This is a genomic window from Kribbella sp. NPDC026596, from assembly GCF_040638415.1.
Lineage (GTDB): Bacteria > Actinomycetota > Actinomycetes > Propionibacteriales > Kribbellaceae > Kribbella.
On sequence record NZ_JBEZYF010000060.1, the window covers coordinates 1 to 15,287 of the forward strand.

Consider the following 15,287-nt stretch of genomic DNA (forward strand, 5'->3'; position numbering starts at 1 on the left):
CTTGGGGATCAGCATCGACACGGGCTGGCCGAGCATGGCCGCCTCGGCCTCGATGCCGCCGACGCCCCAGCCGAGCACGCCGAGGCCGTTCACCATCGTGGTGTGGCTGTCGGTGCCGACGCAGGTGTCGGGGTAGGCCACGCCGTCGCGAACCATGACCGTGCGCGCGAGATGCTCGATGTTCACCTGGTGCACGATGCCGGTGCCGGGTGGGACGACCTTGAAGTCGTCGAACGCGGTCTGGCCCCAGCGGAGGAACTGGTACCGCTCGCCGTTGCGCTGGTACTCGAACTCGACGTTGCGCTCGAACGCGTCCGGCCGGCCGAAGACGTCGGTGATGACGGAGTGGTCGATGACCAGTTCGGCCGGGGCCAGCGGGTTGATCTTGGTCGGGTCGCCGCCGAGCTCCGCGACCGCCTCGCGCATCGTGGCCAGGTCGACGACACACGGCACACCGGTGAAGTCCTGCATGATCACCCGGGCCGGGGTGAACTGGATCTCCGTGTCGGGCGCCGCGTTGGCGTCCCAGTTGCCGAGCTTGGTGATGTGCTCGGCGGTGATGTTCGCGCCGTCCTCGGTGCGCAGCAGGTTCTCCAGCAGGATCTTCAGCGAGTACGGCAGCGTGTCCGCACCCTCGATGCCCGCCAACCTGAAGATCTCGTACGACTGCCCGTTGACCTCGAGTGCCCCTTTGGCACCGAAGCTGTCGACGCTCGCCATCAACCTGCTCCTCTGTCCAGTCCTGTTCGCTGAGGCCCATCCTGCCGAGTAACCCACCCGGCCGCGAGATCAGGCTCCCCTAACCTCACATCAAACTCTCTCGACATCAAGATACACGACATCGAGCCACTCCATCCAACAGTCGAGAACCTGTGGACGAACACCAGGCGATCAGCGCGCCGCGGCCGCGATCCTGACCGCGAGATCGTCCAGTTCGTCCAGGAGCTCCGCCGCACCCCAGACCTGGTTTCTCGTTCGCGATGTCAGTGGGCGGATCACTCCGACCGCGTGCAAGCGTTCGATACCGGCGTACACACTGCTCGACGCGCCTCCGATTGCCTCCTCCGCGTCGCTCGCCGAGAAGATCGGTGCCGCGATCAGCCGGTCCAGCAAGCGAGCTGTCGCGCTGCCTCCGCGCGCACCGACCTCGCGCTGCCACCGGGGCGGCAACTCCGCGATCTTGGCCGCGGTCACCCGGGCCTCGCGCGCCGCGATGATCGAAGCCTCGGTGAACGACTGGATGATCGGCTCGATGCTGCCCTCGCGGTACTTCCCCAGTACGTCGAAGTAGTCGTCGCGACGCGCTACCAACGCCGAGGCCAACGGGACCACCACCCGGCGAGTCGCTCCCCGTCGACGCAGGATGGTGTTGATCAGCGCGCGGCCGATCCGGCCGTTTCCGTCGGTGAACGGATGGACGGACTCGAACTGGGCATGGACGACCGCCGCCTGGACCAGCACTGGCAGATCGGTGCGGTTCGCAAACGCGACGAGATCAGCCATGTACTCCGGAACCGTCTCAGGAGGCGGCGGGACATACACGGCGTTCCGTGGGGAGTAGTCGCTGCCGCCGATCCAGTTCTGCAGGTCGCGGAAGCGGCCCGCGTACGCGCTCTCCTGCGGATCATCGAGCATCAGCGCCAGGTGGGCCATCAAGATCATCTGGACCTCGATATCCGCACCGGTGCCGACAGAGCCGATCAACGCTGCCAGCGCAGCGGTCGACGCCGCCATCGATGTCGCCGACGGATTCGACTTGATGCCGTGGAGTGCCCGGGCATAGTCATCTACCGACGCATCGATGTGCTCGATCTTCGACGAAGCGACCGACTCGGTCCGCAGGAGCAACGTCTCGAGGGCTCCGAGCTCGGCGCCGTGGGAGTGATCGAGCGCCACAATCTCCATGACGCACGCCTCCATCGCCACCTGGAGTTCAGGTCCTAGCCGCGCCTGGCGGTCCGCGATCAACGGCGGTCGCATCGTGATCACGTCGCTGAGCATGCGATCCGCGGCCGCCCCTCCCCGACTGCGCTGCCGCCACGGCCGCCGTTCCGGCACGTGGGCAGGCCACGCCGGCTCAGCGCCATCTGCGTTCTCGAAGGCCAACGTCGTTCCCCAAGTCGGAACAAGGTCGGAGATATTCCGACTTATGCAGTCTAACTCAGACTACCGGTGACCTTGTTCCGACTTAGGTGCCGCGGTTCAGGAGACCTGTGGGAGGACCTCGGACGCGATGAGGTCGAGGTGGGTGAGGTCTTGGAGGTCCATGATTTGGACGTACTGGCGTTGGGAGCCGACGGCGGCGAACTTGCCCAGGCGGTCGACGACCTCGGCGGGGGTGCCGGCGATCGCGTTGGCCTTGAGGTCTCCGACGTCGCGGCCGATCGCCTCGGCGCGTTGCTTGACCTCGGCGTCGTCCTTGCCGACGACGACCGTGTGCGCGGTGGACAGGGCGAGCGTCTTCGGGTCGCGGCCGATCTCGTCGCACGCGGCCTGGACGCGCTTGAAGAGCGTCTCGGTCAGCTCGACCGAGCGGAAGCCGGCGTTGAACTCACTCGCGTGCTTCGCGGCGAGCGACGGCGTCCGCTTCTTGCCCGCGCCGCCCACGATAACCGGCGGGTGCGGCTGCTGGACCGGCTTCGGCAGCGCCGGCGAGTCGGTCAGCTGGTAGTGCTTGCCCTGGAAGTTGTACTTCTCCCCCAGCGGCGTGTCCCACAGGCCGGTGATCAGCTCGAGCTGCTCGGTCAGCAGGTCGAACCGGCCGGGCGTGTCCGGGAAGTCCAGGCCGTACGCCTGGTGCTCCGCCTCGAACCAGCCGGCGCCGAGCCCGAGCTCCGCCCGGCCCCCGCTCATCTGGTCGACCTGGGCGACCGAGATCGCCAGTACGCCGGGGTTGCGGAAGGTGGCCGAGCTGACCAGCGTTCCGAGCTTGATCCGGCTGGTCTCGCGCGCGAGTCCGGCCAGCGTGATCCAGGCGTCGGTCGGCCCGGGGAGGCCGTCGTCGTCGCCCATCACCATGTAGTGGTCGGACCGGAAGAACGCGTCGAAGCCGTTCTCCTCGGTCTTGCGTGCCACCGCGAGCAGATCGTCGTACGAGGCACCTTGCTGAGGTTCGGTGAAGATCCTGAGAAGCATGGCGCCAACGCTATCCCGCGCTGATGTACAACTTCTCCAGGTACGTCGGTTGCCATTCGGGACCACGCCCGTACAGACGGCGTACGAGACCGTGTACGTCGAGGCGCGGCTCGATCGGGTTGTCCCACCAGTCGGGCACCCGGTCGTACCAGCGGTCGATGCGCAGGGTTCGGCCGGCGGCGTCGATCCGCGCGAACAGCCAGCCGCCCTGCTCGGTCTGCGCCTCGGTCAGCCACAGATCGCCGAGCAGTCCGCTCAGCTTGTCGGCGGCGTACTCCGGGTCGTCTACCTCCGGCGGCTCGAGATCGAACCGGTACGACGGGGCGCTCGGGTCCAGCACCTGGACCTGAATGGTGAACCCCGACGGCACGACCGCGGTCCGGGCCCGGCACCAGGCGTGGAGCGCCGTCATCGCCTCCGAATCGGTCGGCCGCGGCCGCGGACGCTCGACCTCGGCCCGCATAGCCTCCTCGATCGACCCCGGTGCCGGGTGAATCCGAGGCCCATCAGCCCCCACCAGCCCCAAGCCCGGAATAGACATCCGAGCCACCACCGCCGCCGCCCGCTCCACCGCGAGCGCGTCAGGCCCACCACCCACCTCGGCGGCGGCATGATCGTGCCGGTCGCCATCCTCAGTCGCCCCGCGCCCATTCGCCGCGTAGTCGTGCCCGTTCGCCGCCTCGGCTGCGGCGTAGTCGTGCCCGTTGGCGCCATCCGCAGGTCGCCCGGCGTTCAGCCAACCTTCCTCCGGTGCGCCCTGCCCGGTCCCCGCGACGGACGCGACCTCCGCATCCTCGTCGATGTCGACGATCGGCACGAAGCCCGTCGGCTCGTCATCCTCGTCCACAAACTCCGCGTGCCCGTTCGCCTCCGGCACGGGCATGAACTCCGCGTACTCAGCAATGACCGGCACGAAGCCGGTCGGCTCGTCGTCCTCGGCGTCGTACCCCGCACGCTCGTCGGCATCTGTTGCCGTCACGAACCTCGTGTGCGCATCCGCCTCCGGGGCGGACGGGAAGGCGGCGTACTCGGCGGCGTCATCCGGTGCGGGCTTGGGGTCCGGGTACTCGGCGGCCGGCACGCGGCTCCGGTCGTCCTCGCCTGTCACCGGCGTACGGCTCGGCTCGGCTACCGCCGGCAGGTGGGTTGGCTCGGTCTCGTCTACCACCGGGACGAAGCCGGTTGGCTCTTCGTCCTCGGGCGTGGGCGTGAACGGGGACGACAGCTCGGCGGCGGCAGACTCGATTTCGTCCATCTCGCCGAGCCACGCGGGGTGCTCGGCGTGGGCGGGTTCGGAGTGCTCGGCGTAGGCGGGCTCGACGTGAGTGCGTTCGGGATGGGCGAGCTCGGAGTGCTCGGCGTAGGCGGGCTCGACGTGAGTGCGTTCGGGATGGGCGAGCTCGGAATGCTTGGCGTAGGCGGGCTCGGCGTGAGTGGGTTCAGGGTGGGGTTGCGGGTCTTGCTCGGTGGGGGGCTCTGGTTCGGGGTCCGGCCAGGGGGCCGGGTCCGGCTCGGGCTGCGGGCCGGGCTCCGGTTGGGGAGCCGGCTCTGGGTCGGGCCAGGGCTGGGGAGTTGGTTCGGGGTCCGGCCACGGTTGCGGCTCGGGGTCTGGCGTCGGCTCGGGTTCTGGCTGCGGGTCAGGACCTGGGATTGGCTCAGGGGTGGGGGCTGGGCGTGGGCCTGGGCCTGGCGTCGGCTCGGGGCGTGGGCCGGGCTGTGGGCCTGGTACGGGGGTTGGGTACGGGTCGGGGGTTGGGGTCGGCCCGGGGGTGGGTGGAGTGGGCTCTGGGCTGGGTGGGGTGGGCTGCGGCCAGGGGGCCGGGTGGGGGTCGGGCTGAGGCCATGGCTCGGGGTGTGGGTCGGGACGCGGCCATGGTTGTGGTTGAGGGTGAACCTGAGCTTTAGCCTCCGGAGCACGCGCGCCGAAGACCTCGTTCTCGTCCTCCGCATCCGCGCCGTTGAACCGAAGCACCGGCCCCGCCGACCCCTCTGAAGCCGCCGCGAACGGCCCATCTGCAGCTGCTGCGAACGGTTCCTGAGCTTCAGATGCCGCGAATGGCTCCCGGGGTGCAGCCGGTGCGAACGGTTCCGTGGCAGCTGGTGCGAACGGGTCCTGCGCAGTTGGTGCGAACGGTTCGTGGGCAGCTGGTGGGAACGGCTCCTCTGCCGCCGCGAACTGCTGCACTGCAGGTGCCGCGAGCGGCTCGTCTGCGGCTGGCGTGAGGGGGTTCGCAGGTGGTGCGGGGGCTTCCTCGGCGCTCGCCTCGGTGGGCTGGGGCGTGGTGGGGTCAGCTGTTACCGCGGGGATCTCGGCCGTCTGGTCCTCGGCGTCATCCGTGGCGGGTGCGGCGGGTTCCGGCTGCTGGACCGGGGCGAACGGGGATGGGCCGGTGAAGGAGGACGGCTCTTCTTCCGCTGGGTCCGCGTCGAGGACGGCGGCGATCTCGGCGGTGGGGGCCTCGTCGTCCTCTGCATCCTCGGCGCCCGGTGAAGCGGCGAAAGGCGGGGCGCTCGGCTGAGAGTCGGCTGACGGCGCGAAAGGAGAGTCGGTCGACTGGGCAGCATCTGGGGAGACGAAAGGCGCCGCCGGGTGCGGGTCAGCCGGTGGAGCGAAGGGTAAGTCGGTTGCGTTTGCGTCCGCCGACGGGGTGAACGGGGATCCGGTCGGCTGCGAGTCGGCGGGGCGCGTGAAGGGGGACTCGGCGGACTGGGAGTCGGCCGGGTGCGCGACGCGCGGCTCGGTAGGCCGGGAGTCGGCTGGGTGCGCGACGCGCGGCTCGGTAGGCCGGGAGTCGGCCGGGTGCGCGAGGGGCGGCTCGGTAGGCCGGGAGTCGTTCGGGTGCGCGAAGGGCGACTCGTTGGGCTGGGTGTTGGCTGTGGGGTCTTCTACCCATTCGCCGTTGATCCAGGCCCCGCCTACCCATTCGCGGTCCGGGGCGCGCGGCGGGGTCGTCGGGCGGGATGGGGTGGGGTCGTCGGCGAAGGGGTTGTATTCGCTGGTGGCGTCCTGGTCGGACCAGGAGGGTTGTTCGGCGGTTTCCCAGTCTTGTGCGTCGGGGGCGGGGGGTTCTGGCTGGTAGGCCGCTGCGGGGGCGTCCGCGAAGAGGCTGGCGTAGAAGTCGTCGCCCTCGTGCACACCACCGCCTACGCGTGGCGGCTCGGCGGACGGGAGGGTGGGGTCGTACCCCGAGCGGCTGGGCAGCCCGGTGCCTGTCATGCCGTTGGGCACATAGGTTCCTGGAGCTGGGCCACCCTGGGGGTAGCCGCCCGATGGGTGGGTGCCGGGGTGGCCTGACGGGTCGGCGCCGGGACCGCGCGATTGGTGGGGTGTGGGCGCGTCCGGAGAGTCGGATTCCGGGGTGTCGTCGTGTTTGCGGCGGCGGAGCCAGCCTTGTTTCTTGGCGGTGACGCCGTAGTCCTCGTCGCGGGTGGAGCGGTACGGGACCTGTTCGTTCGGCGTTGCCGCCGGGGTCTCGTCGCGGGTGGAGCGGTACGGGACCTGCTCGTACGGCGCAACCGGCGGCGCCTCGTCGATCGGCTGGCCGGTGAACGGGCTGATGCCGGGTGGGACGACGAAGGATTCCTCCTCGTCATCGACCGGCGGGCCGTCGGATGTTCCAATCACGACATCCTCAACGACCGAGACCTCGGCTGTGTCAGGTTCGTCGGCGAAATTTTCCGTGACCGCAAAGTTCCGGGTGAAGTCCGCTCCCGCGGCCACACCGGCCCGCACGTCCGGCTGCACCGGCGAACGCGGGTCGATCTCGAAGCGGTCGAAGAAGGCACCCAGCGCCTCGGCGGTGATCCCGGAAGCCGAAATGCTCCGGATCAGCTCGACCCCGGACGGCCGGAGCTCGTCCAGACCGCCGAGATAGTCGGCCCACTCCGCGACCCACTCGATCATCTCGTCGGCGGCGGCCTCGTCGGCGGTGATCCACTGCGCGATCGGCGCGAAACCGTCCTCCACCGGCTGCCACGGATCTCCCGGGTACGACGCCCGCGCCCAGGTCCCGTTGAACGCGCCGTACACGAACCCGAGCTCACCCGCCGACTGTCGCCGCCGCACCTCGGGCTGGCCGATCCAGTCCGGCGACCCCGCGAGCAGGTCGGCGCCGGTGGTCTGGCTGTGCTGGGTGTGGAACCCGAACAGCACCGTCCGCCCGTCGCCCAGCCGCACCATCCGCAGCACGGACGCCGTCTCGTCCTGATGGTGGTACCCGGCGGCGTCGGCGTACCACCGCCGGTCGAAGCCCGTGGCATGGGCGACCGCGGCGAGTGCGGTCCAGCGGGCGCGCAACTCCTCCGGGTCATCCAGGTCAACGAGCGGCATCAGGTCTCCAGCGCATTGGAATCCAGGCCAGAACGCTACCCGAGGGCTCCCCCACTCACCACTTCACGGTCATGGGGCCTCCCGGCCTGGACTGAGGAGTGGGGGGAGCGAAGCGACTGGAGCGACGAGGGAAGGCCGGGAGTCAGAGCCCCATGACCCGCCGCGCCGGCGGCGCGGCATCAGTACTGTCCACAGGTTCGAGGATGGCTACGCATTCGATGTGGTGTGTCATGCCGAAGAGGTCGAAAGCTCGCAGCGAGGCGATCCCGTAGCCGAGTCGCCCGAACGTCTTCAGGTCCCGCGCCAGCGCTGCCGGATCACACGCCACATACGCCACTCGCCGCGGTCCCAGTGCGGCGATCCGTCGTACGACGTCCTTCCCGGCGCCCGTCCGCGGTGGGTCCAGGACGACCAGATCGACGCGCTCCAGCCCCTGCCCGGCCGCCATATTGAGCACCCGGTCGACGTCACCGTTCTCCAAAGTCACGTCCGGCAGGTCATGCAGGTTCCGCCGCGCGTTGCGTACCGCGTCCTTGTCACCCTCGATCGCCAGCACCGCGCACCCCGCCTCGGCCAGGAACGCCGCGAACAGCCCGACCCCCGAGTACAGATCCAGCCCGGTCTCCCCCGCCGCCGGCTCCAGCCCACTCAGTACGGCGTCCACCAGCGTCTCCGGAGCCGCGGGATGCACCTGCCAGAACCCACCGGCCTCCACCCGGAACCGCCGGTTGCGCACGACCTCCACGACTCGCCCACCGGGATCTGCATCGGTCTGTACGGCGGTCTTGCCCTCGGAGGACACCACGGCCTGTACGGATGACACGCCCGGCCACCGCTCACTCAGTACGTCGGGAGTGTCCTGGTGAGCGATCAGACACCGGTCGATCGGGATCAGGTCGTGCGAGCGGTGCGCGTACATCCCCGGCCGCCCGTCCACCACGGCGTACCGCATCCGGGTCCGCCAGCCGAGGCCGTCGTCGCCTGGGGACTCCATCACGATCGTGCGCTCGATCCCGCCGATGCGCCGGAGCGTGTCCGACACGACGGTCGCCTTCAGCCGCCGCTGCTCCACGATGTTGGCATGCTGGAAGTCACAGCCGCCGCACAGGCCGGGACCGGCGTACGGGCAGGGCGGTTCGATCCGTTGTGGAGATGGTGTGAGCACCTGGACGGCGTCCGCCCGCAGGTACTTGGCGTTCTGCTCGGTGATGCGAGCGTGCACCAGCTCGCCCGGCAGCGCGTGCCGGACGAAGACAACCTGTCCCTCGTACCGGGCTACACAGTGCCCTCCGTGCGCGACTGGCCCGACGTCCAGCTCGACTACTGTCCCGACGATGGTCTCGTCTGTCACCGATCTCCTGACGGTTTACGGGCTCCACGCCGTACCTGGCCTGCGACCCGTTCCACCCGATCCTGCCGCTCCTCCGCGTCACTCGCCGAGATCAGCTGATAAGGAACGGACGTAACCATCACACCAGGTGTGAACAAGAGCCGCCCCTTGAGCCGCAGGGCGCTCTGGTTGTGCAGGAAGTGCTCCCACCAGTGGCCGACGACGTACTCCGGGATATAGACCATCACCACGTCCCGAGGAGACTGCCGCCGGATGTCCCGGACGTACTGCAGGATCGGCCGGGTGATCTCCCGGTACGGCGAGGCCAGCCGCTTCAGCGGGATCGGGATCCCCTTGTTGTCCCACTCGGTCTGCAGCGCCTCCGACTCGTCCCGGTCGACGTCGACCGTGACCGCCTCGAGCTGGTACGGCCGGGCCGCCTTGGCGAAGGCCAGCGCCCGCAGCGTCGGCTTGTGCAGCTTGGAGACCAGCACGATCGCGTGCACCCGGGACGGCAGCATCAGCGGCTCGTCGCCCTCGGCCGCCATCTGCCGAGCGACCGTGTCGTAGTGCCGGCGGATCCCCTTCATCAGCATGAACAGCACCGCCATCGCGATGATCGCGATGTACGCCCCGAGCAGGAACTTGGTGATCAGCACGATGATCAGCACGATGCCGGTCAGCGTCAGGCCGATGGTGTTGATCACCCGGGACCGCTTCATCCGGGCGCGCTCGCCGGGGTTCTGCTCGTCGCGCAGCAGCCGGGTCCAGTGCCGGACCATGCCGGTCTGGCTGATCGTGAAGGACACGAACACACCGACGATGTAGAGCTGGATCAGCCGGGTCACCTCGGCGTTGAACGCGACGATCAGGACGATCGCGAAGCCGGCCAGGATGACGATGCCGTTGCTGAACGCGAGCCGGTCGCCACGGGTGTGCAGCTGACGCGGCAGGTAGCCGTCCCGGGCCAGGATCGAGCCGAGCACCGGGAACCCGTTGAACGCGGTGTTCGCGGCCAGCACCAGGATCACGCCGGTGGCCGCCGCGACCAGGTAGAAGCCGGGCGAGAAGTGGTCGAAGATACCCTTGGCCAACTGCCCGATCACCGGGTCCTGGTGGTATTCCTCCCCGACCGGCACCCCGTCCAGGGTCAGCTGGGTGGCCGGGTTCTCGGCGAAGCGCACCTTCATCACGTTGGCCAGCGCGACCACACTGACCACCATGGCGATCGAGATGGAGCCGAGCAGGGCCAGCGTGGTCGCCGCGTTCTTGCTCTTCGGCTTCTTGAAGGCGGGCACGCCGTTGCTGATCGCCTCGACACCCGTCAGCGCAGCACAGCCGGACGAGAACGCCCGCAGGACCAGGAACGCCATCGCCAGCCCGCTCGCCCCGTGCGCGAACTGACCCTCGGCGGCGAGACCCAGGTTCGAACTGCTCGCGTCCGGCAGAGTCCCGAACAGCAGCCGGCCGAAGCCCCACGCGGCCATCCCCAGGATGGTGAACATGAAGATGTACGTCGGGATCGCGAACGCGGCGCCCGATTCGCGCACGCCCCGCAGGTTCATCGTGGTCAGGAAGAGCACCGCGATCACGGCCGCCGTGGCCTGGTGTCCTTCCAGCGCCGGTATCGCCGACGCGGCGTACTGCGCGGCCGACGAGATCGACACGGCGACGGTGAGCACGTAGTCGACCATCAGCGCGCTGGCCACGGTGAGTCCGGCGGTCGGACCCAGGTTCTCGTTGGCGACCTCGTAGTCGCCGCCGCCGGAAGGGTAGGCGTGGACGTTCTGCCGGTAGGACAGCACCACCACGACCAGGACCACCGCGACGGCCAGTGAGATCTTCCACGAGATCGTCAGCGCGGCCAGGCCGGCGATCGACAGCGTCAGGAAGATCTCGTCCGGGGCGTAGGCCACCGACGACAGGGCGTCGCTGGCGAACACCGGGAGGGCTATGCGCTTCGGCAGCAGGGTCTCACCCAGCTGGGTGCTGCGCAGTTTGCGCCCGAGCAGCAGCCGTTTACCGATATCGCCTAGAGCGGGAGTCACACCGGTGATGTTAGAGGGAGGAGCGGTGCGTGACGTCAGAGGGAGTCAGAGGGTGGCCGGTCTGTGATGTCAGCCGAAGCCCCGGTCCGGTGTAGCGTCTATCCCTGCCGAACCCGAGCCAGCGGCCCCAGACGGGGCAAGGAGTGATCACCGAGTGCACGTCGTCATCATGGGCTGCGGCCGCGTCGGGTCGACGCTGGCGCGGGGCTTGGAGAAGCGTGGCCACACGGTCGCCATCATCGACCAGTCGGCCGATGCCTTCCGTCGGCTCAGCCCGAATTACACCGGCCGGACGATCGTCGGGATGGGTTTCGACCGCGAGGTCCTGATCGAGGCCGGGATCGAGGACGCCGAGGCGTTCGCCGCGGTCTCGAACGGCGACAACTCCAACATCCTGGCCGCCCGGGTGGCCCGGGAGACGTTCGGCATCAGCAACGTGGTGGCCCGGATTTACGACCCGGGCCGCGCCGAGGTGTACCAGCGGCTCGGTATCCCGACCGTCGGCACCGTCCGCTGGACCGTCGACCAGATGATGCGCCGGCTGCTGCCGGAGGGGTCCGAGCCGGAGTGGCGCGATCCGTCCGGGACGGTCCGGCTGGCCGAGGTGCATGTGCACTCCGACTGGGTCGGCCGGCTCGTGCTCGACATCGAGAAGGCCGCCGGCGTCCGGGTCGCGTTCCTGACCCGGCTCGGCGAGGGTCTGCTGCCCCGGGCCGACACGGTCATCCAGGAGGGTGACCTGGTGCACGTGGTGATGCTGGAACGCGACGCCGCCGCGGTCGAGGCCCAACTCGGCACCAAGCCTGAGGAGCTGTGATGCGGGTAGCCATCGCCGGAGCCGGCAACGTCGGTCGTTCGATCGCCGGCGAGCTGCTGGAGAACGGTCACGAAGTGCTGCTGATCGACAAGGACCCGCGGGCGATCAAGGCCGAGTCGGTGCCGCGGGCCGAGTGGCTGCTGGCCGACGCGTGCGAGCTGTCCTCGCTAGAGGAAGCCGCGCTGCAGCGCTGCCAGGTGGCGATCGCGAGCACCGGCGACGACAAGGTCAACCTGGTTGTCTCACTGCTCGCCAAGACCGAGTTCGGTGTCCCCCGGACCGTTGCACGCGTCAACCATCCGCGGAACGAGTGGATGTTCAACGAGGCCTGGGGCGTGGACGTCGCGGTCTCGACCCCGCGGATCATGTCCGCCCTGGTCGAGGAGGCCGTCTCGGTCGGCGACCTGGTCCGGCTGTTCACCTTCCGCCAGGGCGACGCGAACCTGGTCGAGCTGACCCTGCCCGAGGACTCCCCGATGATCGGTCAGCGGGTCGGCGACATCGACTGGCCGCTGGACACCGCGCTGGTGGTCATCCTGCGCGAGGGCCGGGTCCTGCGCCCGGACCCGGAAGGCACCCTCGAGCTGAACGACGAACTGCTGTTCGTAGCCGCGGACGAGACCGAGGAACAGCTCGAGGACATGCTCTCCCCCCACCACCGCAAGGCCGAGCAGTAGAAATCCCCCGCGTGCTAGGCAGGCGCTACCTCGTAGCGCCTGCGTAGCGTGCGTGGGCTGGCTGTCTACTTCTTGTTGCCCCGGAGCAGGTGGGTCACGTGGTCACGTGTCTCGGCCCACTTCTCCGGCGGCAGCGATCCGCGCAGTACGGCGTACGCGAGCCAGAGCGCGAGCGCGTAGAACGGCAGGCCCAGGCCGATCTTCGCGATGCCGAGCGCGTTCAGGCTGCCGGTGAAGTACAGCGGCACCTGGACGATCAGGCGGATCGCGAACAGGCCGACGAACACCAGAGTGGCCCGCGAGAACCCCTTCAGCATCGCCGGGTCCTTGCGCCACGCCGTGCCGGTCTGCGTGATCAGGCCGTACAGCACGCCGAACAGCGGCCAGCGGATCAGCACGGTGATCAGGTAGAGAGCGCCGTACCCGAGGTTCGTGAGCAGGCCCGGGACGTAGACGTCCTTGGCGTTGCCGGTGCGGTTCGCGACCCAGGCGGAGATCAGGACGCCGACGAAACCGCCGAAGACGTTGCGGAGCGCCTGCTTGCGGACCAGCCGCAGCACGGCGACCGCGGCACCGCAGCCGACCGCGACGATCAGCGCGATCCGCAGGTTGTGGTCGGTGGCCGCATAGACGATCAGGAACGCGATCCAGGGCAGGCCGATGTCGAGCAGCGCGCCCCAGCCACCCAGTGCGTGGAAGAAGTCCTTGTCGGTGGTCTGCGCGGGCTTCTCGGTCTCCTCGGCCGGCGGGGTGGTCGCGGCAGCTTCCACCTCGGGCTGAAGGATGTCGACCAGCTTCTCTTCCAGGTTCTCTTCGACCTGGTCGCGGCGCGACGTCGGCTCAGCCATGGGCGGCCGTCGGACGGAGCTCGTACCGCGGGTTGAACATCACGCGGTCACCGTCGACGACGCCGATCCGCCCGGAGGCGATCAGTTCCGAGCCGGGGTGGATCCCGGCGATCTTGCGCCGGCCGAGCCAGATCAGCTTGACCGTGCCGGTGCCGTCGTACAACTCGCCCTCCAAGGCCGGTACGCCGCCGCGCGGGCTGAACGTGATCGTGCGCAGCGTGCCGAACAGCGTGACCATCTCCCGGTCGTGGCAGCCGGTGATCGACCGCGCACCACAGTCCTGCGCGAAGTCCTGGAGAACCTCGGCGTCCTGTTGGTCACGGTCTCCGGCCAGTCCCCGGAACGCGCGCTTCCACAGCCCCGCGGGTTTGTCGCTACCCATGATTCGAGTGTAGTCCCGTCACGCTTGTTCCTCGTCCGCCGGCTGAGCGCCCGGCGGGAGCCGCAACGGCAGCGACTCGCGGACGGCCATCGGCTCGGGGCCGCGGACCACGACGACGCTGCGCAGTGTCTCCTCCATCGGCGGCGCGGAGTCCGGCTCGACCGCGGCCCGGCCGAGCACGGTGGCCCGGAGCAGCCAGCGCGGGCCGTCCACCCCGATCACCCGGGAGGTCTGGCTGAAGATCTGTCCTTCGGGGTCCTCGACCGGCACGACCAGCACGAGCTCGGTGCCGAACGGCCCCTCGGTCTCGGTCGCCGTACCGCCCATCCGGGTGGCCTCGGCGGCGATCTCACGCCGCACCTCGCCCCAGATGCCGCTCTTCTTCGGTGCCGCGAACGCCCGCAGTTCGAGCGCGGAGTCCTCCAGCACCAGCAGGATCGCCTGCACCTGGCCGGTCTGCTCGTCGACCTGCAGCCGCAGCTCCATCCCGGGCATACCGGTGATCACCAGCGCGCCCAGGTCGATCCGGTCCTCCGCCTCCAGTACCTCGGCATCGACCTCGCTGGAGTCGAACGGCCCCTCGGCACGGGGTTCCGCCGTACCGGTCTCCTCGACGGCCGCTTCCGTCTCGGTCGTCTCGGGGTCTTCGTTCTTTGCCTTGCGGCGGAAAATCATTCTGTTTCCTTATGGTGTCAGTACAGGCCCGCCGTAGTTTCGCGCATCGGTCACGTCAAGGGATGCACCTGCTCAGCGTGTCACATCACCGAAACCGCCGGTCGAGCCGTGTCCCCCATCGCCCCGGGCCGAACCGGGCAAGGAAGTCACCTCGACGAAGCGCGCCTTCTCCACCTGCTGGATGATCAGCTGGGCGATGCGGTCGCCGCGCCGTAGCGTCACCTCGGTGTGCGGGTCGTGGTTGATCAGGCACACCTTGATCTCGCCACGGTAACCCGCATCCACAGTGCCCGGCGTGTTCACGAGCGACACCCCGTGCTTCGCCGCCAGTCCGGACCGCGGGTGCACGAAGGCGGCGTACCCGTCCTGCAGGGCGATCGCGATGCCGGTGCCGACCAGGCCGCGCTCGCCGGGCTTGAGAGTGATGTCGCTGGCCGCCACCAGGTCCGCGCCGGCGTCGCCAGGATGCGCGTACGACGGGAGCGGCAGGTCGGGGTCGAGTCGCTGGATCAGAACCTCGGTCACGGGAGGTGACCCTACCGAGACGGCCGGACCGACCACATGCCAGGCTGGTCCTGTGGGTACCTATCGCGAGCGTCTGAGCGTGCCGGTGGCGTGGTGGATCATCGGCGCGGCCCTGGTCGTCACGCTCTTCGTGATCACCTACGTACCCGTCGGGTCGTTCGGCGGCACCTTCGTCGGCGGCCTCGCCGCACTCATCCTGGTGCTCACCTTCGTCCAGTACGGCGGGGCACGGGTCGAGGTGGACGCCGAGCGGTTCCGGGCCGGGAAGGCCATCATCGAACGGGCGTACCTCGGCAAGGTCGAGGCGCTGACCGGGCAGGACGCGCGCGCCGCGTTCGGGCGGGACTGCGACCCGAAGGCGTACCTGCTGCTGCGCAGCTACGTACGGGGCGCGGTCCGGGTCGAGATCACCGATCCGCGCGACCCGGCGCCGTACTGGGTGATCGCCACGCGGCACCCGGAACGACTGGCAGCAGCGCTGACCGGGCACAGCGTGACAAGATCCTGATTGTCGGGGACT

13 protein-coding genes are annotated in these 15,287 nt (G+C 69.3%); 3 read left to right on the forward strand and 10 right to left on the reverse strand.

Annotated features, from left to right (window positions below; translation table 11 throughout):
• The 6 genes from AB0E63_RS35240 to AB0E63_RS35265 form a co-directional block, all read right to left on the reverse strand.
• On the reverse strand, positions 1-720 hold a 720-nt coding region (locus AB0E63_RS35240; protein ID WP_360375785.1), incomplete at its 3' end, for an aconitase family protein.
• Between the two features lie 171 nt (positions 721-891).
• Positions 892-1,980 carry a Fic family protein gene (locus tag AB0E63_RS35245; RefSeq protein ID WP_360375883.1) on the reverse strand — a complete coding sequence of 363 codons (1,089 nt, stop codon included), beginning with the start codon at positions 1,978-1,980 and terminating at the stop codon, positions 892-894.
• A 222-nt stretch (positions 1,981-2,202) separates the two neighbouring features.
• Complete coding sequence (locus tag AB0E63_RS35250) at positions 2,203-3,135, reverse strand: LLM class F420-dependent oxidoreductase (RefSeq protein WP_360375787.1); 933 nt, start codon at positions 3,133-3,135, stop codon at positions 2,203-2,205.
• A gap of 10 nt (positions 3,136-3,145) precedes the next feature.
• Positions 3,146-7,465, reverse strand: a complete 4,320-nt coding sequence (locus AB0E63_RS35255; RefSeq protein WP_360375789.1) for a hypothetical protein — start codon at positions 7,463-7,465, stop codon at positions 3,146-3,148.
• 142 nt (positions 7,466-7,607) lie between these two features.
• Positions 7,608-8,816 (reverse strand): TRAM domain-containing protein, encoded by a 1,209-nt coding sequence (locus AB0E63_RS35260; protein WP_360375791.1) that lies wholly within the window; start codon positions 8,814-8,816, stop codon positions 7,608-7,610.
• Entirely contained in the window at positions 8,813-10,843 is a 2,031-nt protein-coding gene (locus AB0E63_RS35265; RefSeq protein WP_360375793.1) for an APC family permease, read from the reverse strand. The genes AB0E63_RS35260 and AB0E63_RS35265 overlap by 4 nt, the downstream gene beginning before the upstream one ends.
• Positions 10,844-10,997: 154 nt before the next feature.
• On the opposite strand from AB0E63_RS35265, the gene AB0E63_RS35270 reads away from it, so the two are divergent.
• Together AB0E63_RS35270 and AB0E63_RS35275 are read left to right on the forward strand one after the other, a co-directional pair.
• A complete protein-coding gene (locus AB0E63_RS35270; protein ID WP_360375795.1) occupies positions 10,998-11,660 on the forward strand; it encodes a TrkA family potassium uptake protein in 663 nt (220 codons plus the stop codon).
• On the forward strand, positions 11,660-12,337 hold the full coding sequence (locus tag AB0E63_RS35275) for a TrkA family potassium uptake protein (RefSeq protein ID WP_360375797.1): 678 nt from the start codon (positions 11,660-11,662) through the stop codon (positions 12,335-12,337). Before AB0E63_RS35270 ends, AB0E63_RS35275 begins: the two co-directional genes overlap by 1 nt.
• A gap of 65 nt (positions 12,338-12,402) precedes the next feature.
• Here AB0E63_RS35275 and AB0E63_RS35280 read toward each other — a convergent pair whose 3' ends face one another.
• From AB0E63_RS35280 to dut, 4 genes are all read right to left on the reverse strand, one after another.
• Positions 12,403-13,185, reverse strand: coding sequence for a DUF3159 domain-containing protein (locus AB0E63_RS35280; RefSeq protein WP_360375799.1), 783 nt, complete (start codon positions 13,183-13,185; stop codon positions 12,403-12,405).
• On the reverse strand, positions 13,178-13,567 hold the full coding sequence (locus AB0E63_RS35285; RefSeq protein WP_360375801.1) for an OB-fold nucleic acid binding domain-containing protein: 390 nt from the start codon (positions 13,565-13,567) through the stop codon (positions 13,178-13,180). Before AB0E63_RS35285 ends, AB0E63_RS35280 begins: the two co-directional genes overlap by 8 nt.
• An 18-nt stretch (positions 13,568-13,585) precedes the next feature.
• Entirely contained in the window at positions 13,586-14,242 is a 657-nt protein-coding gene (locus tag AB0E63_RS35290; RefSeq protein ID WP_360375803.1) for a DUF3710 domain-containing protein, read from the reverse strand.
• A 72-nt stretch (positions 14,243-14,314) separates the two neighbouring features.
• On the reverse strand, positions 14,315-14,767 hold the full coding sequence (gene dut, locus AB0E63_RS35295) for a dUTP diphosphatase (RefSeq protein ID WP_360375805.1): 453 nt from the start codon (positions 14,765-14,767) through the stop codon (positions 14,315-14,317).
• Between the two features lie 52 nt (positions 14,768-14,819).
• Between dut and AB0E63_RS35300 the strand changes: the two genes are divergently transcribed.
• The gene (locus AB0E63_RS35300; RefSeq protein WP_360375807.1) at positions 14,820-15,275 is read left to right on the forward strand and encodes a DUF3093 domain-containing protein; all 456 of its coding nucleotides are present in this window, start codon (positions 14,820-14,822) and stop codon (positions 15,273-15,275) included.
• Positions 15,276-15,287: the final 12 nt, after the last annotated feature.